Origin of the sequence: Vibrio sp. ED002, assembly GCF_023277445.1 — a bacterium.
Classification (GTDB): domain Bacteria; phylum Pseudomonadota; class Gammaproteobacteria; order Enterobacterales; family Vibrionaceae; genus Vibrio; species Vibrio jasicida.
The window spans coordinates 342,894-363,636 of record NZ_CP080238.1 but is presented as its reverse complement, the minus strand read 5'-3'; the positions used below and the strand labels follow the sequence as shown (position 1 = coordinate 363,636).

Genomic DNA, 20,743 nt, shown 5'->3' with positions numbered 1-20,743 from the left:
TAACTTAACCTCACACCTTTAAGCTTTTCTTTTAAAGCACTCAAAACCTCATAAGAATAATACTTTCATCACCTCAAGAGATTGATAAATAACAGAATTATTTTTCAACTATTTTCAGTGTTTTTTGACTTGTTTTATATGAAAGAGTACGCCCGCTTTTGGGCAATACGAGCCTAAAAGCTAACTAGAACTCAATCATTAAAATAAAGGACACTGTATTTATGCTGCACGTCAGTACGCCACTATCGATTACGCTTGCGCTTTCCTTCTTATCCACTTTTGCTCAAGCCAAAATCTATTCAGATCAGCTTGTTATCGACGAATTGGAAAATCATCAATGTAGATCCGACTATCGTCAGCTTACCTACCAAGAAGCACAAGAGCATAAAACAGCCATTCTATCGCGCATGCAAACCTGGGACATTGTGGGCCTCGAAAGCGGCTGGGCGATCATGGGCTCAGGCTACCATGGCCAGATCAAACCAGAACAATCGAGCCATAAAACTTGGTGTTACCCTATTCACCCAAATACAGAACTGCCAAAGCACCTTGGTATATCTATTGCGGAAGGGAGTAAGGCTGAAATTGAGTATGAACTCGTCTCCAATCAAGAGCTTTTTATTCGACCAGTGAGTTATTTGGCGCATACGCTTGGCTACGCATGGTTAAGTGGTAACGGGGGCAATTTTGTTGGCGAAGACATGGTTGTCAATCAAGTACATGATGGCTGGGAAATACAAGGAAACAACGCGGGCTCATGCAACGGTGAACGATGCTCAGAAAAAACTAAAATCACCGCCAACGACTTTGCTTACCAGCTCAACCCTCATTACTTTTCACATGGCAACATCACTGAATCTACGGAAGATTCAACACACACAATTACAGCCTATGCGATCAACACTCTCGATCAAGCCAAACAAATCCACATTCAGTTTGATGTAGAGCAAACCGCAACTTGGTCTAAAACCGATAACTCCGCTTTTGCACAATCTGTTCATATCAGCTCCTCTTTTCAATGGCCTACCATTGGAACCACATCACCTTGGTTTATTGTCAAAGGGAATCAGGCATTCTCCGACTTAACCTCTGGCACCAGTACTCTCCCTGCGACCAGAGAGGCAAACCTCACTGTGCCTGCACGCTCAATTCTCCCCATTCGTATTGAGCTCTCACATTCTAGAATCTCTTATCCGTTTCGTTTTCGAGCTGACATCAGCTATCGAGTCAATTTCGATGGGTTCTTACGTTACAGTGGTAATGCTTGGCATGCTCATCCAAAAGATAGACCGACAATCTCGCATACTTTCACGCTTGGTCGCGCCAGTGAGCTCAAAGAAAACATCCGCTATCAATGGGATCATCGCTACATTCCGGGAGAAACGAAATGGTGGGACTGGAGTTGGGCGATTCACAATCACGGCTTACCCCTGATGCAGTATGCGGCTGGCGCAACACTTCAGCCATACTATTCTCATGTTTCCGGGCTCTTTGACGCCGAATCACAGCAGATAGGAATGATAGATGTAGGTCGTGAGTTGGCCGTAGATACACCTTTAAATTGGGATAAAAACGCACACGTTCAGCACCTTCAAATTGGTGATATCAGCGTTGTAACAGATTTTGATTCAAGCGTCTTAGACCGACTCGGCTTTTGCGCCGCTCGCTTGTTGGTTCAACCCATAAACTGACCTACAACTAAAAAAAGAGACAAGCGGATGACTTGTCTCTTTTAGTATCAAACGTCAACTCTAAATGAATTAATCACGAAGCCATTGATGTTCCTGACTATCGCCCTGTTTATTGAAAAAAGTAGAATGCTGTTGCTTGAACTGGTCGGCTTTTATCTCTGAAATCGGCCATAGGCGGAAGTCTTCTCGGATGAAATGGTCATCAATCCCAAATTCTAGAGATTTCAACTTCGGACCGACAAATCGATAAATATAACCTTCACCCGACGCTTCACACAGCATAGGCACATGAGACATCGGTTGACCATTAACCGAAACAGACGCCCATTTGCTGGATTCAGGGTCGCAAGCGTCTTCATTCACAACATCGATTTCAAATTTGTTGTCTAACGTCGTCCCTACAAAAACAGCGGTCGCGTCTTGCAAGTAAACTCGCCTAAGCAATAACTGCTTTGTGTCTTGTGTGCGTGTGGTTTGAATTCCATTGGAAAATGGTAAGAAATACTCCCAATGCCAATCCCACTCCATTCCTTTCTCAACAAAGTGCAATTGGGGAATAGTTTTCCACGCCACGAACGCTCCGACAGCAAATAGGAAAGCAACAAAACTAATAATCAGTCGAATCAATACGCGCATTATGCTGGTTTTTCTACAAGTAGCTTAATCCCAAGGGCAACTAATACAGCACCCGTTGCTCCTTCCATCCATTTCATAAAGCTGGCATTTTTTAATAAACTTTTCGCAGAATTGAGCGCACCTGCCAAACCACATTGCCAAACCATCGCGATCATAAAGTGAATAGAAGCCATGATCATAGATTGTAGTAATGGCGATCCTTCTGGATTTACAAATTGAGGAAGAAACGCAAGATAGAATACGGCGGTTTTCGGGTTTAACACGTTAGAAAGAAAACCTTCACGAAAAGAACGTTTACCACTGTAATCTTGGTGTGCTTGCTCAGAAACCGAGATTCCCTCATTCGATTTCATCAATGCACGTAAACTGCTCAACCCCAGCCATATTAGATAAGCAGCGCCCACCATTTTAACCATCTGAAACAGCTCTGCCGACTGTGCCAAAACGGCAGAAATACCGACCGCAGAGAAAAACGCATGCACAAACAAACCAAAACAAATCCCCAAACTTGTCGTGCAACCGTCTTTAAGCCCTGCTCGAGTGGTATTGCGGATCACCAAAGCAGTATCCAATCCGGGTGTCAGCGTCAAAATCGTGATGGCAATCAGGAATGCCTCAAAATTCAAAATATCCATATTTTTTAATAAGTGATTAAGTATCACACATCAATACCGTCAAACTGTTTAATGCGCAAGCAACTTTTGTGATCTAAGTCGTTGAAAGTCACAGAGTGTCGATATCAAGGTCCATTAAAATGCATTGCGTATCATTGCCAACAATTCACATCGTTAACCTTCTCTCGGTTATCTATACAAGTACCTGAATTTGTGCACAATAGACCTGCATTATTTGTTAATAAATAGTAAATTAGACACACTTCTCTATCGACATTACCTTGATGCTGCATTTTGCTCTGCATCGGTGTCGAGAGATACGAACATCACGTTCAAGGACCCCATTTGGGGCGTTTAAGGAAAGAACATAACAAAGAGTAGTCACATGAGCGCATTTCAAAAACTCGTCGAACATTCAAAAAAAGTCTCTAACTTTGGCCATTTATCTGCAATCGTAGGATGGGATCAGGCAGCCGTAATGCCATCAGGCGGTGCGGAAGCTCGCTCTAATGCGATGGCTGAACTAGAGGTTCATATTCACTCTCTTTTGACTCAACCTCATCTAGGTGATCTGTTTGCTCAAGCAGAAGAAGAGTCATTATCAGCACAAGACCAGTCGGTACTTCGCGAAATGAAACGCGATTGGCAGCAAGCGAACCTGCTACCTGAATCTTTGGTTCAAGCACAATCGCTAGCTGGCTCAAAATGTGAGCACGCTTGGCGTACCCAACGTGGCAATGACGACTGGGCTGGCTTCGAAAAGAACTGGGCTGAAGTGGTTAAGCTGTCGCAAGAAGAAGCACAAATTCGCGCAGAAGCGACTGGTACATCACCTTACGATGCGATGTTGGAATTGTACGAGCCAGGCACAACATCAGCATCTTTAGACGTGCTATTTGCAGACGTAAAAACGTGGTTGCCATCAATGATTGATGAAGCCATCGAAAAGCAAAAAGCGAGCAACATTCTGCTTCCAAACGGTCACTACCCAGCAGAGAAACAAAAAGCCTTGGGTCTGGAAGTCATGAAGCTGCTTCAATTCGACTTCGAACATGGCCGCCTTGATGAGAGTGTTCACCCGTTCTGCGGCGGTGTGCCAACAGATGTTCGCATTACCACCCGCTACGATGAAACAGAGTTCGTGCAATCTTTGATGGGTATTGTGCATGAAACAGGTCACGCGCGTTACGAACAAGGTTTACCTAAATCGCTAGCAGGCACCACGGCTGGTGAAGCTCGTTCAATGGGTATTCATGAATCTCAATCGCTGTTCTTCGAGATGCAAGTGGGTCGCAGTCAAGCGTTCGTAGAACACTTAGCACGTCTGGCCTCTAATCACTTTGAAGGCCCTGAGTTTGCACAAGATAACTTGTCAAAAATCTACACGCATGTAGAAAAAGGTTTCATCCGTGTCGATGCTGATGAACTGACATACCCTGCTCACGTTATCTTACGTTACGAGATTGAACGCGACCTAATGAACGGCGTGATCAAGCATACAGACGTTCCAGAACTGTGGAACGAGAAGATGAAAGAGTACTTGGGTTTATCGACTGAAGGTAACTTCAAGAATGGTTGTATGCAAGACATCCACTGGACAGATGGTGCCTTCGGTTACTTCCCGTCATACACATTAGGTGCGATGTACGCAGCACAGTTTATGGCAGCGATGCAGCAAACCGTGGACGTGGATGGCGCGATTCGCTCTGGCGATCTGTCGCCAATCTTTACTTGGTTATCAGACAACATCTGGAGCAAAGGTAGCCTGTTCTCGACCGATGATTTGGTGACGCAAGCAACAGGTGAAGTGTTAAATGCGAAGCACTTCAAAGCACATCTAAAAAGCCGATACTTGGGTAAATAACTTTCGCCAAGTCATCGCACGAAAAAAGGCTGGTTTAATACCAGCCTATTTATTTGCGCTAGAGTCTACTCAAAGCGCCCAGAAGCTTATCATTAAGCTAGATTACGTTTCACCGTACTCTTCATATTTTGCATGAAGTTTCTGAAGTGCGGCATGAAATCAGCGAATAACGGATGCTTGCGATCTTTCATCATCACAGGACCAAGCAGACGAAGGGCAACACCAACGCGTGTCGCATCTGCAGGTTCTAATCCGCTGCCTTGACCGATCTTATCTACGATATTGAGCATGTCTTCGCGATCTTGGACTTCAAAGCTCAAGCTTTTTGCTTCACGGCCTTCTTCTACGTTTACTTCTTCAATAGTAATGCGGTAGTGGTTATCTTTTCTCATCTCATTTCTCCAATCAATATTCACTCGCTTTTTAGAAAGCGTTCAATCTTTGGTTTGATGGTCATGGATGTAATGGTCATCAACACCATTGCTACAGGTAACGCAGCGAAAAGTCCTTTTAACCAAGCAGATCCAAATACGGATACGTCCTCAAACCCTATGTTGTTAGCAGCGGTGATAAACGCCATAACGGATTCCATAATCAGCGCCATAAAGACACCAACGACAAGGTTTTTCTGCTTTTCACTGGCTCGGCTAAATAACTTGCCAACCAGTTTGGTCATTAGCGTCATCATCACCATGCCCGTTGGCACAAGGACGACAATCGCCATTAAGAATGAGTGCAGCCAATCGCTGAAGAAAGAATCGGAATAGCCTACGTTCATGTAAGTCATTACGCCTGTCAGTGTCCCTCCCATTAGTGTCATCATCCCTAATACAACAGCAATTTTATGAATCAGTGGCGTCTTCGCCGGTTGTGTCAGTTCATTCGACATGGTCAAGGATTCTGTCATTCAATTCTCGCTCTTGAAGTTACCCTCAATTAAGTTGATAATGTCAACTATAGTTATTTGGTTGACAATGTCAACCACTTTTGTTTGGAGTGTTACATGTCGAATCCAAAATCGCTGGATAATCTGTTCCATCTTGTGCACGTCTTAAAGCGTCAACTGCACGAGCAAATTGAGCAACTAGAACTCCCTATCGCGCCTATGCATGTGCGGGTGATAAAAATCATTAGCAAACAGTCACCATGTACTGCAATGGATGTGGTGAACTTCTTAAACCGAGATAAAGCACAAGTCACACGCTTAATTAAGACATTGATTGAAGAAGGCTTTATTGAGAAGAGACCGAATCCAGAAGATAAACGTAGCCAGTGTTTGTTGACCACCGAGAAAGGCAATGAAGTGTTATCGAATATCAAAGCCGTCGATGCTGAGATCTTTCAAAAGATGACGTTAAATGTGTCTGAGGAAGAGCTAGAAGCGTTCCAACTTGTCGCTGGGAAACTGGCTGAAAACCTGTCGAAAAAGCCAAGCTAAAAAATGGTAATCATTTAGAAATCAGTTCAGCTATTATGGATTATTGGCTGAACTGAGGTATAGAAAGCACTAGCAAACCACCTCTTCTAGCGCGTGATAAACGAGTTTTCCATTAACTGTTTTGCTTTCCATTAGAGCGATAGAATAAATGGGAAGTAGTAAAGGTGATATCTCGACAGCATCAAGTGACGCTTGTTGATCGACATGGCGAGCAAGTGTGATGTGAGGAACATAGTCACGCGACTCCGTCACAAAGCCATGCAGTTCTATTGCCTCTATGAGTTCGTTTTGCAATGTTGTAACCGCTAAATTATCTTTAATCCCCAACCACGCCAGTTGTCTGCCACTTTGGCGAAATGAACCTAGATGATCGACGGTAATCTGCTCACAACGACTGCGAAGTTGATGAAAAATATCAATAAGACGCTGCGTTTCTTCTTCTGTCGATTCACCGATAAAAGCCAACGTAATATGAAAATTATCGACGCAAGTATAGCGCCCTTCTATCTCATGCTGTTGAAGCCTATCTTGGATCTGCTTGAGCTGTGATTTACTGCCTTTATCAAACGTGAGGGCGAAAAATAATCTCATTTAAACGCTCCTACAACCACTCTAAACCTTCATAAGACTGATGCTTTATGCTCTCTAATCGCGAGTACAAATCACCACTGTGGATTTCTAATTTGTGCCCATCAGGATCGAGAAGATACAACGAATCCCCTTCACTCTTGTGTGTCATTATTGTGGCAAACAACCAAGCAGAAATGAATCGACAGATAAAAGAAAGCCCAGAGCGAACGTCTGGGCTATTGAACTACATTGCAGGAGCTAACTGAGGCTTATACAAACAGCACTCGCCGCTCGGTCTGGTTTTAAAGCGTCTGTGCAACCACATATATTGGCTTGGACTCGCTAAAATAGATTTCTCTACAATCTTGTTTACAAAAGCGGCAGCTTGGTCTGGATCGTTTTTCGGGAATCCTTCAACCGGAGCACTAATGGTTAACGTGTAGTGCCCGTTGTCACCTCGCACCATAGTAAATGGCACAATGGCACAGTCTGTTGCGTCAACCAACAAACTTGTACCCGTTGTGGTACAAGCACGCTTAACCGCAAACAAAGGCGCAAACGTTGAACGACGCGTCCCGTAGTCATGATCCGGCGCATACCAAACACGTTCGCCAGTATTCAGCGCATTCAGCATAGCTTTCACATTTTTGCGATCAATCAACGTTCGGTTGGAACGCGAACGGCCTTGATATTGAAAATAGTCAAAACAGGGATTGTTATTTGGACGGTAAACGCCCATACCTGATTTTTTAATACCAAACGCTCTTGCGCCTAACTCTAGGTTCATAGAATGAACGGCAAGCATTAAAGCACCTTTGCCCTGTTTTTCTAGAGCTTCGATGTGTTCCATCCCCTTGATCGTCACGTGTTTGTTGACACGATTATCAGACCAAAACCAAGCCATTGCGGTTTCAAATAGTGCAATACCCGCGTTGTCGATATTGTCTTTTAAAATTGCTTCACGCTCTTGAGCACTCATATCGGGAAAACACAGCTCTAAATTACGTTTGATCGTGACTTGACGCTTTTTCATCAGTCGCATAGCAATACGACCAATTCCGCTTCCTAGCGATAGCTGTACACGAAAGGGAAGAAGGCTAAGAAGATACATGATCCCTATGATGATCAATGTACCCCAATAGCGAGGAGCCAGAAATTCTGCCTTGAATTTTGGTGTATTTTGCTTATTCATGAATGTGTCATCAGACGAAACTCGCCTATAAAATCCTTAAAAACAACGATAAATGAAAGTAACTTTTATCATTGAGTGTGCTTATTATAGAAACTAAAGCGCGCGGATTTTATGGTTGTTCGACACAGGACACAATAAGAACTTTCTGATCTTGCGGTTGTCCGTAGCAAGTTAGACAAAAAAGAGGTGATTTCGCTCGAATCGCAACAAAAACACCACACATAATGCTTACAACGTGCGGCATATGGCTAACTGACTTTTAATACCGAAGCATCCAATATCCCCTTCTCAACCAAATCTGTAAGGATGACTTTAGTTTTTTCTCTGAACAGATCGCGTAGCAATCTCACTGTTGGCGTAATTGATTGACGGCTCGGGCAAATCAACCACAGTTCTGTCGGAGTGGGTTTATATGCACTCATGACATTGACGACATTTCCTGTAAGCAAATCTTGCGACATATCCAAACAAGACTTTATCGCTAAGCCCTTTCCAGAAACACACCAACGCCTAACGAGATCGCCATCATTGGAAGCGCGATTACCTTTGAGTTTAATTTTGTGCTCGTTATAACCATCATTAAATCCCCACACGTCCTGCAATGTATCGTGCAGTTGGTACAGCAAACCATTGTGTTCGATTAAGTCTCGCGGAGTCTTTGGTGCGCCGTGCTCTACAAGGTATTCAGGGGTTGCGCACAATAGCCTAGGCACATTGCAAATTTTAAAGCCGTACATGTTGGAGTCTGTTGGTGCTCCATAGCGCAGCGCCATGTCTACCGAGTCTCGGTAAAAGTCCACGTTACTGTCGCTGATGTTGCTTCTCAACGTGACCTTTGGATAGCTATCCATAAATTCATCGAGCCAAGGTGTGACTAAATTTCGCCCTAAATCGGAAGAGAGCGCGATTCGAACTTCTCCATCGATAATATCCAGATCTTCACGCATATTCTGTTTCGCGTGTTCTAACATTTCTAGCGCTTTTTCACACTGAGGAAGGTAACGCTCACCCGCACTGGATAAACGCAAATGACGTGTAGTTCGAACAAATAATTCTGCCCCTAAGGAGGCTTCAACTCTCTTCACCGCCGCGCTGGCAGTTGCCGTTCTCATGTCTAACGCCGTCGCAGCTCCTGTGATGCTACGAAACTCTGCAACTTTGAGCACGACTTGAAGATCTTCAAGCAACATATTATCTAATCCTATTTGATAATCTTCGAAAAATTATGCGGTTTGAGCTAGGTTATTATGCTGCATCCGAACAGGAAGGAAAGAGGAAAAATAAAACCATATAAATTTACGCCAGCCAGCACACAATCACGATCGTTCTTCAAATCTGTGAAAAACACTGGCTTTCGTAATAAGCGCCATTTGTTTTTCCCTGCACGCAAGTGTACAGTCTCGCCTATCTTAGGTGATGCCAATCTTTTGCTTTAATTGGAATAATAATGAATCTCGACACCTTGCTCGCTTTTGGCGGTATTGTTTTCTTCCTTGCTGTCATTCCCGGTCCCAATGCTTTGCTGATTTTATTTACTGCACTCACGCAAAGCCGCCGTTTCGCGATCGCCAATATCCTCGGTGTTGCGCTTGGTTTTTTAATCCATGCGTTTGTTTCCGCAAAAGGATTGAGCTTGCTGCTCTCTCAGTCTGCACTTGCATTCAACATTCTAAAATGGATGGGCGTAGCGTATTTGATTTGGCTTGGTATCAATAACCTCAAAAGTGGCTTTAAGCTCGCAGACAAAAAATTGAAATTCGACCGTAAGATTGAAAAGCACACCTTGAAGCAAGCATTCGTTAAAGGCCTTCTGACAAATTTACTCAACCCGAAAATCGTCCTTTTTTACTTGTCTATCTTTCCGCAATTTGTCAAACCAGAACATATTCTAGAGCAGAGCATGATGCTAGGTGCGTTACAGGCAAGCATTGTGGCAAGCTGGTTCTTGTTTGTGATTTTCTTCGCGACAAAAGTAAAGGCGACACTGACCTCTCCTAAAACCAGTAAATGGCTTAATTACGTCAGCGGCGGTTTGTTTATTTTCTTCGGAATTGGTTTGGCCAATACCCGCTTCTAGGTAATCTAATCAAACGCAACACTCGCTTTAGGGCGTGTTTGTGTTTGCTCGCTTCTAACCGAAGAACGCCGCTAACAGCAAGATAACCACAAACAACAAAGCCATTAACCCTAATAAATAGGACAGTTTTCCCGTGCCACCTTTCGGTGTTTGATTGCAACATCCCATCATATTCTCCTACTTCTGTTTCATTCGAGTCGCACTCAATCTAGACCTTCCCCTAAGGGCAGAGTCAAACAATGGTGTATTTTCATCAAATTTCTAGGTTTCTGGTAATAATTAAATCGCTATAAATACCTTTACTTATATGCATTTTTTGATTCAATCTTGCGTTTTTTAAACAACGCAATCGATTATATTGATTACGAATAAACCACTGAGATTTCGGTTCATTTTTGAGTAAATACATACCATTTTTGGCTATATACCCGCTGATTCTCACAGACCTACAATACGCTCGTCTTACTTGTAGCACGCGGGTTCTACAACCCAAACGCGTGGCTCAATCACTAAAGGTATCGAATGAGCAATATCGCCAAATCCGCCGTCAAACTCAGTGTCTTTTCTGTCATCATGATTACGGTTACGTCCGTCGACAGCATAAGGAACATTCCGGGTGCCGCCTTATTTGGTAGTCACGCAATTTCTTTCTTCTTGTTGGCTGGATTGTGCTTTTTCGTCCCGACAGCTTTAGTATGCGCAGAATTGAGCACCACTTATCCGCAGCAAGGTGGCGTATATTTATGGGGTAAGGAGACCATTGGGCCAAACTTCGGGTTTGCTACCGTGTGGTATCAATATGCGGAAAATATTGTTTATTACCCGCCACTGATTTCGTTCATTGTCGCCACAGGGGCATATCCATTCTTCCCTGAACTAGCACAAAACAACATTTTTATGCTGGTGATGATTAACGTGATTTTCTGGGCACTAACCTTGGTGAACATCTTTGGGTTACGTTTATCATCAATCATCACCAATGTTTTCGGTACTTTAGGACTTATCTTCCCTATTCTTCTGATCATCGGTCTTGGGGGCTATTGGGCCTACACAAACCCTAGTGAGTCGCATATTTCACTGCGTCACGCATCAGATTGGTTACCCGATTTTTCACAAGATGGCATTGGGGCTGGCTTTACTGCCGTGGTATTGTCATTAACCGGCTTGGAGATCACCACATCATACGCCAGTGAAGTCGACAATCCGCAAAAGACCTATCCAAAAGCATTGATTTTCTCTACTGCTCTCATCTTGGTGTCCTTAACAGCATGCTCACTGTCTATCTCTTCCGTTGTATCGAGTGATCATTCAAGCTTGAGTGAAGGTGTCATTCTGGCCTTTAAGGCTTTCTTTGATGACTTGAACCTGTCCTTCATGCTGCCAGTTATCGCACTCGCCATTGTCTTCGGTAGCCTAGCAAGCTTGAACAACTGGATCATCGCGCCGACAAAAAGTTTGCATGTGGCGGCAAAAGATCACTTCATGCCGATGGCGTTATCTAAGGAAAACAAAAACCAAGCGCCCGTTCCTCTGCTACTGCTGCAAGGTGCGATTGTCAGTGTTCTTTCACTGGTGTTCATCTTGGTGCCAAACGTCAATCAAGGCATGTGGTTGCTGAATATTCTGATGACACAACTTTACATGGTGATGTACATTTGTATTTTCGTCAGCTTTTTGGTTTCTCGTCGTAAGCACGCCGACATTGAACGCCCATTCCGAGTGCCTGGTGGGAAATTAGGGATGATGTTAGTCGCCACTTTAGGTTTGATTAGTTGCATGGTAACTATTTTTGTTTCTTTCGACGTGCCTGCTGGCATCAGTGAGAAGACTGGAGCCTACGCGCTTATCCTAGGCTTTATAGCATTCAGCTTACCTGCCTTGGCTGCTGTGATGTACCGAAATCGTAAACACCGTCGACAAGTAGAGCTCATTGAGGCAATGGCAAATTAATGTGAATTAACCGCCTCAATCAATCAGAAGTAAGTAACAAAAAAGCCGCAGCACATAACGTGTTGCGGCTTTTTGCTGTTTCATTCTGCCGTTTAATGCCCGGCAGTTTTAGAAAGTAAGTTAACAATCATCACACCGGTGAGAATAAAGCTGATCCCAACGATCGCCGCTAGGTCGAGTTTTTGCCCGTAAAGGAAATAACCTACAGCAGCAACCAAAACAATACCTGCTCCACTCCAAATCGCATATACGATACCAACAGGCATGCTTTTCACTGTTACAGACAGTAGGAAGAAAGCAATCCCGTAACCAATAATGACAATGGTGCTCGGCATCATTTTGGTGAACTGTTCAGTTTTAGGGATTGAAGAAGTAGCAATCACCTCACATACGATAGCGATAGACAAAGCAACCAGTGGAGGCATAGAAACAAGCATTTTGAACATAAGGCAATCAACGCTCAATAAAACCTGAACTCGATGACATATCGAGTCTCTGAGCGGCGCATTATAATCAAAATCCTTTGATTAGCTATAAAAAGTGATACAAATCACATTTACGTGGACGTAATAATCAAACCTAAAAGTCATTATCTTCTAAATTGATGACACAGCTAGAGCCACTACGAGCAACAAGTAAAGATTCTGGGTCCGCGTAAACAATGTTGTTCAGCCCCAACTTTTGCATATCATCGATATGGTACGTCCACGCAGCATCGTCAGTATCACAGCCGGCTTTTTGCAACTTTTCACGCTTGTTTATATGGCCATACATTGTGATTTTAGGGTTAACATCGACCAAAGCAAAAAATGCGTCTTCTTGTTGACGCCATAGACTGAGCGATTCGTGCCACTGCTCAAGTTCTTGCTTATCAAACCCGTCTTGCAACCACTCATCGCTCATCGCTCCGCCAAACCACAAAATCTCGGAACCCTTCATGACAAGTGTACTTGGTGCAGCGGTCAAAACGTAGTTTGCACAAGCCGACGCACAAACACCATTGACGATAAGGTGTATCTGATTGTTATACAACCAACGTCCAAGCTCCATGGCCGGACGATACTCACCGGAGTCACTGTCAATCATTAATGCAACAACACCATTTGGCTGAACATTGGCAAGATCAATCACTTGAGCGACTTTTTCTGCAGTGATTTCACCGTTAAAATACAAGGTTCGACCTTCGATATGTACCTCTTCAGACAAACTGCACCCAAACAAGCTCACGACCAACCCCGCTGCTAGACACTTATTCATGCATCCTCCATGATCCTAGTTCCAAAAATTGGTTAATCAACTAGAAATGAGTATTAGACACATTGCATATGTAGATCGTAAAAAGTGGCATAATTTTGACCGATGTCAACATATGCACACTAGCGCTTATTAATTTCAATCTTAACGATGAAGAAATAGAGTGATTGAGGTGCGTGGACGGATGACACTTAGCGGAGGGTCCCAGCAGATTCCCAAACCATTATTGTCGTCTCGACTCCGTTATGATTCGCTTTGTGTAAAGGACGAAAACCATGCCTAACATATAAGGCTTGGTTATGTGCTTCACATTGTAAGAAAAGCTTTGCGATACCAAGTTGAAGGACATGATTTTGAGCGTGAGTGACAAGTGCTGCTGCATAACCTTTTCCTCTTGATGAGAACTCTACATACACGCCACCTAACCAATGTTCATACTCTGGAAAATGAACATTTTCACGAATTTTTAACTCCGCCACAGCAGCAAGCTTGTTGTACTCATCATGAAGAACAAAGGCCAAAGGAAATTCACGTCGACTGTTGGCTTTGAGTAAAACCTTTTCTTGAACTTGTGAAGGCGTAACACCCGGAACTGTGTACGCCCACTCATCAAAATACCACTGAGCAATAATGCTAGTTTCATGGGGGAAATCAGCAAGAAAATGGATGTTAAAATTCGGCCCTAACACTAGTGGCTGCCATCCACACTGCTCTCGACAACCTTTGCTTCATTGCCGACATCAACTTGGTTTGTATTAAACTCAGGTTGCTGAGCAAGTTCAAAGTATATGTGCATATCGATAGGCTCGGGTGTGTTGAGCAGCATCTTGCCGACTTCTCGCTGAAAATGACCATAATTACCAAGCTCTTCCGTTAAACCCAGTCGTTCATAACTGACTAAGTTCGCAAACATGCCATAAGCGTATTGATACCTCGTAGCATCCGCATGCTTTTCATGACCGAGTTGATTTAACGCTTGGTCAATTTCTTCTGGCGAGTAAGCTTCCTTATCGCCAAACTCTTTCAGCAAGAGAGTTGGTACCTGATGCGCAATACTCTGAATCGTCTCTTTCTTTTTAAACATACCGAACATGATGTCCTCCACTGACGATGATGACCCAAACAACGCACTTAAAGCACGCGTCGGTTAGCTGATTAAGGTATTTATTAGTATCACAGCTCAAGAATCATACTAACTTGATATCATAATAACCTACAAATGCTAGCCGACACGTTGCAATAAGATGTAATCAGAAACCTTGCCGCAATCACAATTGGTCGTTCACTTAATCGGATATTCAATACGCTTTCGTTAAGCGTTATCGTCATCCGATTCCAATTATCAATAGAATCTAAAAAGTGTTTTGCAATCCTTCTTGCTTATCACAATCGCTTTATCTCATTACACTAAAATTCATTGGTCAGAGCACAAGCAAGGAGCAAACCGTGACCTATTATTCTGTACTAGATGTAACCCCTACCAGCCAAGACTGGGTACCCGCTTATGTACGCGTTTCAAACGATTTAGTTGAGAAACACGGTGGCAACTACATTGCACGAACGAATGTTCATGAACGGTTGGAAGGAACGGGAGACTCACCAGCCCTTCGAATCATTATCGAATGGCCATCTCGGCAGGCTGCGCTCAATTTTATGAATGACCCAGATTATGTTCCGCATCTTAAAGCTCGTACCGAAGGCTCGGTCAGTAATCATTGTCTAATTGAAGGTAATGACCAACTTGCTTAGCTATTACGCCCAGTTAACCACTGGGCATTTTGTTTTATTGGGCAAAAGAAATCTTGTGCAAAGTCACATTTCGTATCGACATCCGTAAGCAATTGCGTTAGCTTTAGATGTATAGACGTCTAAAAAGTGAAGCTTAGGGAGAGAAAGCCGTGCCAATTAGAATTCCAGATCAGTTACCCGCTAGCGATGTATTAAGGACAGAGAACATCTTTGTGATGAGCGAGAGTCGAGCGGCAAGTCAGGAAATCCGTCCATTGCGAGTGCTTATCCTCAATTTAATGCCAAAAAAAATTGAGACCGAAACTCAGTTTCTTCGCCTACTTTCAAACAGCCCTCTGCAAGTAAATGTCGAGCTACTGCGTATCGATAATCGTCCAAGTAAGAACACACCAACTGAGCATCTTGATACCTTCTACCGTCAATTTGAAATGGTAAAAGGTAAAAATTTCGATGGCATGATCATTACTGGGGCGCCACTCGGTTTGGTCCAATTTGAAGATGTCATTTATTGGGACCACTTAAAAACCATCATGGAATGGGCAAAAGACCACGTGACCTCCACACTGTATGTGTGTTGGGCAGCACAAGCAGGTTTAAAACTGCTTTACGATTTACCCAAAAAAACCCGCAAAGAAAAATTATCTGGGGTTTATCATCATAAAATTCACAACCCTTACCACCCAGTTCTGCGTGGTTTTGACGATACTTTCTTGGCGCCACATTCTCGTTATGCAGATTTCTCACGAGAGTTCTTAGAAGAACATACCGATCTCGATATTCTCGCCACGTCTGATGTTGCGGGTGTTTACCTTGCAACAACCAAAGACAAACGTAACGTCTTTGTCACTGGTCATCCTGAATACGACTCTCATACGTTACATAATGAGTACATTCGTGATTTAGGTGAAGGCATGGAGCCCGCTATTCCTGTTAATTATTACCCGAACAACAATCCGGATAACGGCCCTGTCGCAAGTTGGCGTAGCCATGGTCACCTGCTTTTCTCAAACTGGCTAAACTACTGCGTTTATCAACAAACGCCTTACGACCTGGACCATTTCAGCGAAGCCGCCTTTACCAAAGACGATTAATTCACTCGTAGAGATTGTGAACCAAGCCGCCAACTGGCGGCTTTTTCATACGAGTTTGCAAACCTGATCGCATTGTGTTTTTTCCTCATTAGGCTTTTGCACTGTAATTCATATCATGCTGAAAGAATTAGGGATGTGGGAAAGACAAATGAAGATCATAAAACTCAGCGCTCTTATACTGGCGACTCAGTTTGGCCTGCTCGGTTGTGTGACCGTGAATGAAGATGGTAATAGTCCAGTTGTAAAAGCCGACCCGGTCGCCATGGCTGAGTCTCGTATCGCACTTGGTTTGGGATACCTAGACGGTGGCAACATGATCCGAGCACATGATAACTTCCAACAAGCCCTCACCCACGCTCCAAGCTACTACCGTGCTCAGCTTTCTATGGCTCATTATTACGAAACGGTTGGTGAAGACAAAAAAGCAGAAGAGATGTACAAACGTTCTCTGCGACAACATTCAAAAAACGGTAACGTACTTAATAACTACGGCACATTCTTATGCAAGCAAGGAAGTTTTGAGAAAGCGGATAAAATGTTCAACCGCGCCATTGAACAGCCTTATTACTTCCTTATCCCTGCTAGTTATGAGAATGCTGGCTTTTGCGCACTCAAATCCGACAATACAGAAAGAGCAAAATACTATTTCACGCGCGCTATTGATCATGACCCTCACCGTCCAAAATCCATTCTCCAGTTAGCAAAGTTAGAAATAGAAAGCGGCAACTACACAGATGCACGCATTCGTCTTATGCGCTTTAATCAAATGTATGGGGTCAAAAAACCTTCGCTTCGTTTAATGGTTGAACTTGAAGGCGCAGCAGGTAATGAAGCACTTAAAAAGAAATACCAAACACAGCTCAATCGAATGTCTTAACTGTTGAACTTCAGCACGCCACTTGGTATTCAGAAACAAAGAATACCAAGTGTTCCTTACTCCGTTTTATTCTTCGTTTATTTCTGCTCAGGGTAATGTAGGTACTGTAAGCTATTATTTAAAAACAGCTTTTTAGTTAAAGCTAATTTAGCACACCCCTATATCTGACGTTTTATATGATGCCAATCACACTTGATTGCATATTTGTTGCACAATCAGACTCAAAATTTATACATTCAAGTAGCTTATATAAGGATTAATAAAAACAAATAGAACCATATACCCTAGTAACCTCAAGATGCTTGGCTCAGCGAGATTGACTCGGGTATATATCACAGATGTAAGGACACGTTATGTTGAAGTATAAACAAGCAGCGTTATTAACCGCCCTCCCTATTGCACTGCTAGGTTGCGGTGGCGGCGGAGGTGACAGCACAAGTTCCGCGACGAGCAATGGTCTTTCTTGGTCTGCAGGTGATTTCTCGCAGACAGCAGCCAACTTAGCCAATAAATGCAGCGTAGCAAGAACGGGCACCGATCCGTATACCGGAAAAAATTACCCAGATAAAGCAGGCTCAAACCTGTATGAAAAGATGTTCCTTCGAGCATTTAGTAACGATACCTACCTTTGGTATGACGAAATCCCAGACAATAATCCAAACAATTATCCGTCAGTCGTCAACTACTTTGATTCACTCGTCACATCATCGACCACAGCAAGCGGCCAAAAGAAAGATCGTTTTCATTTCACACGTTCATACGATGAGGTGATGAAATCTCAACAAGCTGGCCTTGTTGCCGGTTTCGGTTTCAACTGGAAATTCGTTAATAGTTACGCGCCTCGAGAGGTGCTTGTTTCTTACACAGAGGATGGTTCACCAGCATCACTCAATGGCGTTGAGCGTGGAGACAAGCTATTAAAAATTAACAGCGTGGATGTCGTTAATACCTCTTCCCAAGCAGAAGTGGATCTCATTAACCAAGCATTGTTCAACCCAGAGTTAGGACGTAATTACACGTTTACCTTTGAAGCGGTTAATGGCGGTATGAAGATCATTACACTCACCTCTTCTGATGTGGCAACAAGCCCTGTACGTAATGTAAAAGTTATCGACAACAACGGAACAAAAGTCGGCTACATGCAATACAACGCATTTGAAGTCACGGCACAGCAACCGCTTATCAATGCATTCAACCAGCTTTCAGCCCAAAATGTGGACGAAATCGTCATGGACTTGCGCTACAACGGCGGTGGCTTGATTTGGCAATCAGCGCAAGTCGGTTACATGCTGGCGGGTTCTCATCCAAACGCGACGTTTGGCGAGTTAATCTATAACGACAAGATCATGAACTCTGGCCAAGTACGAGATAACGTTTACAATTTCGTCGATAAAGAAATCAACTGGGCAACAGGAACGCTCACTAACAACCCTCTACCGACGCTTAGTGCAAAGCGCGTATATGTCTTAACGACGGATAACACTGCGTCTTCAAGCGAACTGCTAATCAACGGCTTGCGTGGTATCGACGTTGACGTTATTCAAATTGGCACAACGACAACAGGCAAACCTTACGGCTTCTCACCTCAGCAGAACTGCGGTAACGTGTATTACACCATTCAATTTAAATCTTCGAATGACAAAGGCTTTGGTGACTTTGCAGATGGATTTACCCCTACGGCAAAAAATCTTGTATCGTCTAACATTGGTATAGATGACAAAGTGGAAGGTTGTGTAGTGGCAGATGACTTAACCAAACCATTGGGTGATCCATCCGAAGGTATGCTGTCTGCAGCGCTAAACTACATGACAACGGGGGGAACTTGTCCTCCAGCACCTGTAATGGCTCGCTCATATCAAGCAATGCCGAGACTAGGTGGCACTCCACTTACTCAAGAAATTGACCCACTTCGACAAGAGGCGATTCATGTCAAAATTAACTAAAACAATGACCTTACTCACTGGAGCTGGACTTAGCCTTGTACTGATGGGGTGTTCAACATCAAGCAACAGTGATGCAGTTAATGCGTTAAGTATTAAAACCTCCGCAGATACCGTGAGCGAAATCCAAAGTGCAATTAACACGATTCAAGGAACACAAGCACCGACGAAGATCGCATCGAATACCTTTGAGACGAACTCACACTTATTGATCGTGTCGGGGCAATTAATGGAAAAGCACAACATGCCATTAAACGGAGCAGAAACTGAGTTGCCCGATCAATATACCCTACAGTTACGCGGAGAAGATTGCGGGGTTTACTACGAGAAGGACGATAAATTTGTCCCTCTTACGAATATTCAATGTAGACCGAATCCAATTCAGGATTAATGAAAAAGCGCGCCGTTACTTTATCTAAAAGAACGGCGCGCTTCTTTTATTATCTATTAATTGCTCGATTTCTTTCTATAAGAAGTGGAACGTCAAGTTACCCGTGATGCTGCTTACTGTATCACTGTCTCCATCAATATCCACCCCAAAGGCTTGATAACTGGCACCGACAGAAATGTTGTCTAACAAGAAGTATTCCGCGCCAACACCATACATGTAAGAGACACCATCGTCTTTGTCCAAGTTGCTAAGGTTACCATTGTATTCGACGTTAAATGCGTTGATACCACCCTTCGCGTAAACGTGCAGAGGACCAAAATCGATACTTGGTTTAGCTGCTAGATAAAATGACGAGAAGTCCACATCGCCTCGATTACCGCCTAAATTCAAGTCAACTTGGCCGTGATTAAAATAACCTACTTCAATGCCGATCAGTGGCAAGATCCCCGTCCCTACATGAATGCCGTAGGTCGTGTCGTTTTCACTGTCTATGTCTGATTGACCAATTTGACCACCAGCATATAGCCAAGAGTCAGCAAGTGCTGATGTTGAGCATAGCGCCAAAGCCAATAACGAGAGTTTTGTTTTCATAGTTATACCTTTCCTGTTCGATTCCTGAACGGAACATCACGCGAACTGCATCGCGTTCCTTATGTAGCTAGCTAAATACTATATGCGAAAGTTTGATGGTTTTAAGACCGAGAAATGAATAATTTATGCTCAATATTGATTTGTGTGATTTACAGACAAAAAAACACCGGCGCGTTGCCGGTGTTTATCAAATAAATCTTCGAAATGTTCGACGATTATAGGAAGTGCAACGTCGCGTTTAGAGAGAACGTACCGATGTCGTCTTTACCCGCTGTGTAGTTCATGTAGCTTGCGCCAACAGACATTGGACCGAAAATGAAGTATTCAGCGCCTACACCGTACATTAGATCCAGATCATCGTCGTCTTTACCGCCAGACACTTTCTTATCCCACTGGTGGATACCACCTTTCGCGTAAACGTGCAGTGGACCGAAGTCGATGCTTGGCTTAAGCGCTGCGTAGTAAGAAGTCAGCTTAGTTTCGTGACCTGCGATCTTGAATTCACCGTGCTGAGTAACACCCGCTTCGATACCGATGATAGGCAGAATACCTGTACCTACGTGTACAGAGTATGAAGTGTCAGTCTCGCCTTTGAAGTCAGACTGACCTACAGAAGCACCACCATAAATCCATGAATCTGCCATTGCTGCAGAAGAAGCACTTAGAAGTGCCACTGCCAATAGAGTTTTCTTCATCATCAACCTTTACTCTTTATAATTACCCACTCCTGCACCGTCGCAGAGGTTGGTACTGCAAACACAAGGGAGGCGAATCATTGCCTCCCTTGTGACTTAAAATAACTTGTGAACAATTCTTAG

The 20,743-nt window shown here is 43.6% G+C and carries 23 protein-coding genes and 1 pseudogene; 10 read left to right on the top strand and 14 right to left on the bottom strand.

Features of this window, described 5'->3' with window-relative positions; genetic code table 11:
• The first annotated feature begins 221 nt into the window (after positions 1 to 221).
• Complete coding sequence (locus tag ITG12_RS02125; protein ID WP_038878639.1) at positions 222 to 1,691, top strand: aerolysin family beta-barrel pore-forming toxin; 1,470 nt, start codon at positions 222 to 224, stop codon at positions 1,689 to 1,691.
• 69 nt (positions 1,692 to 1,760) lie between these two features.
• Here the strand turns inward: ITG12_RS02125 and ITG12_RS02120 are convergent, their stop codons facing one another.
• Together ITG12_RS02120 and ITG12_RS02115 are read right to left on the bottom strand one after the other, a co-directional pair.
• Positions 1,761 to 2,327 carry a hypothetical protein gene (locus ITG12_RS02120; RefSeq protein WP_038878640.1) on the bottom strand — a complete coding sequence of 189 codons (567 nt, stop codon included), beginning with the start codon at positions 2,325 to 2,327 and terminating at the stop codon, positions 1,761 to 1,763.
• Positions 2,327 to 2,962, bottom strand: coding sequence for a LysE family translocator (locus tag ITG12_RS02115; RefSeq protein WP_038878644.1), 636 nt, complete (start codon positions 2,960 to 2,962; stop codon positions 2,327 to 2,329). Before ITG12_RS02115 ends, ITG12_RS02120 begins: the two co-directional genes overlap by 1 nt.
• A 364-nt stretch (positions 2,963 to 3,326) precedes the next feature.
• Here ITG12_RS02115 and ITG12_RS02110 point away from each other — a divergent pair, with 364 nt between their 5' ends.
• Complete coding sequence (locus tag ITG12_RS02110) at positions 3,327 to 4,805, top strand: carboxypeptidase M32 (RefSeq protein WP_038878647.1); 1,479 nt, start codon at positions 3,327 to 3,329, stop codon at positions 4,803 to 4,805.
• A gap of 92 nt (positions 4,806 to 4,897) precedes the next feature.
• Here the strand turns inward: ITG12_RS02110 and ITG12_RS02105 are convergent, their stop codons facing one another.
• Both ITG12_RS02105 and ITG12_RS02100 read right to left on the bottom strand, forming a co-directional pair.
• Positions 4,898 to 5,197 carry a DUF3861 domain-containing protein gene (locus tag ITG12_RS02105; protein ID WP_020197642.1) on the bottom strand — a complete coding sequence of 100 codons (300 nt, stop codon included), beginning with the start codon at positions 5,195 to 5,197 and terminating at the stop codon, positions 4,898 to 4,900.
• A 20-nt stretch (positions 5,198 to 5,217) separates the two neighbouring features.
• Complete coding sequence (locus ITG12_RS02100; protein ID WP_038872358.1) at positions 5,218 to 5,712, bottom strand: DUF2798 domain-containing protein; 495 nt, start codon at positions 5,710 to 5,712, stop codon at positions 5,218 to 5,220.
• A 96-nt stretch (positions 5,713 to 5,808) separates the two neighbouring features.
• Between ITG12_RS02100 and ITG12_RS02095 the strand changes: the two genes are divergently transcribed.
• Positions 5,809 to 6,243: a MarR family transcriptional regulator gene (locus tag ITG12_RS02095; protein ID WP_038878650.1), complete on the top strand. Its 435-nt coding sequence runs from the start codon at positions 5,809 to 5,811 to the stop codon at positions 6,241 to 6,243.
• A 69-nt stretch (positions 6,244 to 6,312) separates the two neighbouring features.
• Here the strand turns inward: ITG12_RS02095 and thpR are convergent, their stop codons facing one another.
• The 4 genes and pseudogenes from thpR to ITG12_RS02075 all read right to left on the bottom strand — a co-directional run bounded on the left by thpR (position 6,313) and on the right by ITG12_RS02075 (position 9,195).
• Positions 6,313 to 6,834, bottom strand: coding sequence for an RNA 2',3'-cyclic phosphodiesterase (gene thpR, locus ITG12_RS02090; protein ID WP_038878653.1), 522 nt, complete (start codon positions 6,832 to 6,834; stop codon positions 6,313 to 6,315).
• Between the two features lie 10 nt (positions 6,835 to 6,844).
• A pseudogene (locus ITG12_RS02085) lies at positions 6,845 to 6,976 on the bottom strand (glutathione transferase); the annotation flags it as partial.
• Positions 6,977 to 7,057: 81 nt separating this feature from the next.
• Positions 7,058 to 8,005 (bottom strand): LpxL/LpxP family Kdo(2)-lipid IV(A) lauroyl/palmitoleoyl acyltransferase, encoded by a 948-nt coding sequence (locus ITG12_RS02080; protein ID WP_038878656.1) that lies wholly within the window; start codon positions 8,003 to 8,005, stop codon positions 7,058 to 7,060.
• 248 nt (positions 8,006 to 8,253) lie between these two features.
• A complete protein-coding gene (locus ITG12_RS02075; protein WP_038878658.1) occupies positions 8,254 to 9,195 on the bottom strand; it encodes a LysR family transcriptional regulator in 942 nt (313 codons plus the stop codon).
• 257 nt (positions 9,196 to 9,452) lie between these two features.
• Here ITG12_RS02075 and ITG12_RS02070 point away from each other — a divergent pair, with 257 nt between their 5' ends.
• On the top strand, positions 9,453 to 10,082 hold the full coding sequence (locus ITG12_RS02070) for a LysE family translocator (RefSeq protein WP_039976648.1): 630 nt from the start codon (positions 9,453 to 9,455) through the stop codon (positions 10,080 to 10,082).
• Positions 10,083 to 10,604: 522 nt separating this feature from the next.
• Entirely contained in the window at positions 10,605 to 12,032 is a 1,428-nt protein-coding gene (locus tag ITG12_RS02065) for an APC family permease (protein ID WP_038878667.1), read from the top strand.
• 92 nt (positions 12,033 to 12,124) lie between these two features.
• Here ITG12_RS02065 and ITG12_RS02060 read toward each other — a convergent pair whose 3' ends face one another.
• From ITG12_RS02060 to ITG12_RS02045, 4 genes are all read right to left on the bottom strand, one after another.
• Positions 12,125 to 12,478, bottom strand: a complete 354-nt coding sequence (locus tag ITG12_RS02060) for an SMR family transporter (RefSeq protein ID WP_038872335.1) — start codon at positions 12,476 to 12,478, stop codon at positions 12,125 to 12,127.
• Positions 12,479 to 12,611: 133 nt separating this feature from the next.
• Positions 12,612 to 13,289 (bottom strand): hypothetical protein, encoded by a 678-nt coding sequence (locus tag ITG12_RS02055; protein WP_038878670.1) that lies wholly within the window; start codon positions 13,287 to 13,289, stop codon positions 12,612 to 12,614.
• 188 nt (positions 13,290 to 13,477) lie between these two features.
• Positions 13,478 to 13,975: a GNAT family N-acetyltransferase gene (locus ITG12_RS02050; protein ID WP_248873516.1), complete on the bottom strand. Its 498-nt coding sequence runs from the start codon at positions 13,973 to 13,975 to the stop codon at positions 13,478 to 13,480.
• Positions 13,975 to 14,379 (bottom strand): hypothetical protein, encoded by a 405-nt coding sequence (locus tag ITG12_RS02045; protein WP_039976652.1) that lies wholly within the window; start codon positions 14,377 to 14,379, stop codon positions 13,975 to 13,977. Before ITG12_RS02045 ends, ITG12_RS02050 begins: the two co-directional genes overlap by 1 nt.
• A 353-nt stretch (positions 14,380 to 14,732) precedes the next feature.
• On the opposite strand from ITG12_RS02045, the gene ITG12_RS02040 reads away from it, so the two are divergent.
• The 5 genes from ITG12_RS02040 to ITG12_RS02020 all read left to right on the top strand — a co-directional run bounded on the left by ITG12_RS02040 (position 14,733) and on the right by ITG12_RS02020 (position 19,334).
• Positions 14,733 to 15,035: a DUF1330 domain-containing protein gene (locus ITG12_RS02040; protein WP_248873514.1), complete on the top strand. Its 303-nt coding sequence runs from the start codon at positions 14,733 to 14,735 to the stop codon at positions 15,033 to 15,035.
• A gap of 149 nt (positions 15,036 to 15,184) precedes the next feature.
• Entirely contained in the window at positions 15,185 to 16,126 is a 942-nt protein-coding gene (gene metA / locus ITG12_RS02035; RefSeq protein ID WP_038872321.1) for a homoserine O-succinyltransferase, read from the top strand.
• A gap of 148 nt (positions 16,127 to 16,274) precedes the next feature.
• Positions 16,275 to 17,003 carry a type IV pilus biogenesis/stability protein PilW gene (gene pilW / locus ITG12_RS02030; protein WP_038872471.1) on the top strand — a complete coding sequence of 243 codons (729 nt, stop codon included), beginning with the start codon at positions 16,275 to 16,277 and terminating at the stop codon, positions 17,001 to 17,003.
• 353 nt (positions 17,004 to 17,356) lie between these two features.
• Positions 17,357 to 18,946 (top strand): S41 family peptidase, encoded by a 1,590-nt coding sequence (locus tag ITG12_RS02025; RefSeq protein ID WP_248873513.1) that lies wholly within the window; start codon positions 17,357 to 17,359, stop codon positions 18,944 to 18,946.
• Positions 18,930 to 19,334, top strand: coding sequence for a hypothetical protein (locus ITG12_RS02020; protein ID WP_045421356.1), 405 nt, complete (start codon positions 18,930 to 18,932; stop codon positions 19,332 to 19,334). The genes ITG12_RS02025 and ITG12_RS02020 overlap by 17 nt, the downstream gene beginning before the upstream one ends.
• Before the next feature lie 75 nt (positions 19,335 to 19,409).
• On the opposite strand, the gene ITG12_RS02015 is transcribed toward ITG12_RS02020, so the two are convergent.
• Positions 19,410 to 19,925: an outer membrane beta-barrel protein gene (locus ITG12_RS02015; RefSeq protein WP_038872315.1), complete on the bottom strand. Its 516-nt coding sequence runs from the start codon at positions 19,923 to 19,925 to the stop codon at positions 19,410 to 19,412.
• Positions 19,926 to 20,140: 215 nt separating this feature from the next.
• Positions 20,141 to 20,620: an outer membrane beta-barrel protein gene (locus tag ITG12_RS02010; protein WP_248873981.1), complete on the bottom strand. Its 480-nt coding sequence runs from the start codon at positions 20,618 to 20,620 to the stop codon at positions 20,141 to 20,143.
• Positions 20,621 to 20,743: the final 123 nt, after the last annotated feature.

What these genes read in the sequence shown, in the direction of transcription:
- ITG12_RS02125 (WP_038878639.1), top strand. Translation starts at nt 222, where the DNA reads ATGCTGCACGTCAGTACGCCACTATCGATTACGCTTGCGCTTTCCTTC.
- ITG12_RS02120 (WP_038878640.1), bottom strand. Translation starts at nt 2,327, where the DNA reads ATGCGCGTATTGATTCGACTGATTATTAGTTTTGTTGCTTTCCTATTT.
- ITG12_RS02115 (WP_038878644.1), bottom strand. Translation starts at nt 2,962, where the DNA reads ATGGATATTTTGAATTTTGAGGCATTCCTGATTGCCATCACGATTTTG.
- ITG12_RS02110 (WP_038878647.1), top strand. Translation starts at nt 3,327, where the DNA reads ATGAGCGCATTTCAAAAACTCGTCGAACATTCAAAAAAAGTCTCTAAC.
- ITG12_RS02105 (WP_020197642.1), bottom strand. Translation starts at nt 5,197, where the DNA reads ATGAGAAAAGATAACCACTACCGCATTACTATTGAAGAAGTAAACGTA.
- ITG12_RS02100 (WP_038872358.1), bottom strand. Translation starts at nt 5,712, where the DNA reads ATGACAGAATCCTTGACCATGTCGAATGAACTGACACAACCGGCGAAG.
- ITG12_RS02095 (WP_038878650.1), top strand. Translation starts at nt 5,809, where the DNA reads ATGTCGAATCCAAAATCGCTGGATAATCTGTTCCATCTTGTGCACGTC.
- thpR (WP_038878653.1), bottom strand. Translation starts at nt 6,834, where the DNA reads ATGAGATTATTTTTCGCCCTCACGTTTGATAAAGGCAGTAAATCACAG.
- ITG12_RS02080 (WP_038878656.1), bottom strand. Translation starts at nt 8,005, where the DNA reads ATGAATAAGCAAAATACACCAAAATTCAAGGCAGAATTTCTGGCTCCT.
- ITG12_RS02075 (WP_038878658.1), bottom strand. Translation starts at nt 9,195, where the DNA reads ATGTTGCTTGAAGATCTTCAAGTCGTGCTCAAAGTTGCAGAGTTTCGT.
- ITG12_RS02070 (WP_039976648.1), top strand. Translation starts at nt 9,453, where the DNA reads ATGAATCTCGACACCTTGCTCGCTTTTGGCGGTATTGTTTTCTTCCTT.
- ITG12_RS02065 (WP_038878667.1), top strand. Translation starts at nt 10,605, where the DNA reads ATGAGCAATATCGCCAAATCCGCCGTCAAACTCAGTGTCTTTTCTGTC.
- ITG12_RS02060 (WP_038872335.1), bottom strand. Translation starts at nt 12,478, where the DNA reads ATGTTCAAAATGCTTGTTTCTATGCCTCCACTGGTTGCTTTGTCTATC.
- ITG12_RS02055 (WP_038878670.1), bottom strand. Translation starts at nt 13,289, where the DNA reads ATGAATAAGTGTCTAGCAGCGGGGTTGGTCGTGAGCTTGTTTGGGTGC.
- ITG12_RS02045 (WP_039976652.1), bottom strand. Translation starts at nt 14,379, where the DNA reads ATGTTCGGTATGTTTAAAAAGAAAGAGACGATTCAGAGTATTGCGCAT.
- pilW (WP_038872471.1), top strand. Translation starts at nt 16,275, where the DNA reads ATGAAGATCATAAAACTCAGCGCTCTTATACTGGCGACTCAGTTTGGC.
- ITG12_RS02025 (WP_248873513.1), top strand. Translation starts at nt 17,357, where the DNA reads ATGTTGAAGTATAAACAAGCAGCGTTATTAACCGCCCTCCCTATTGCA.
- ITG12_RS02020 (WP_045421356.1), top strand. Translation starts at nt 18,930, where the DNA reads ATGTCAAAATTAACTAAAACAATGACCTTACTCACTGGAGCTGGACTT.
- ITG12_RS02015 (WP_038872315.1), bottom strand. Translation starts at nt 19,925, where the DNA reads ATGAAAACAAAACTCTCGTTATTGGCTTTGGCGCTATGCTCAACATCA.
- ITG12_RS02010 (WP_248873981.1), bottom strand. Translation starts at nt 20,620, where the DNA reads ATGAAGAAAACTCTATTGGCAGTGGCACTTCTAAGTGCTTCTTCTGCA.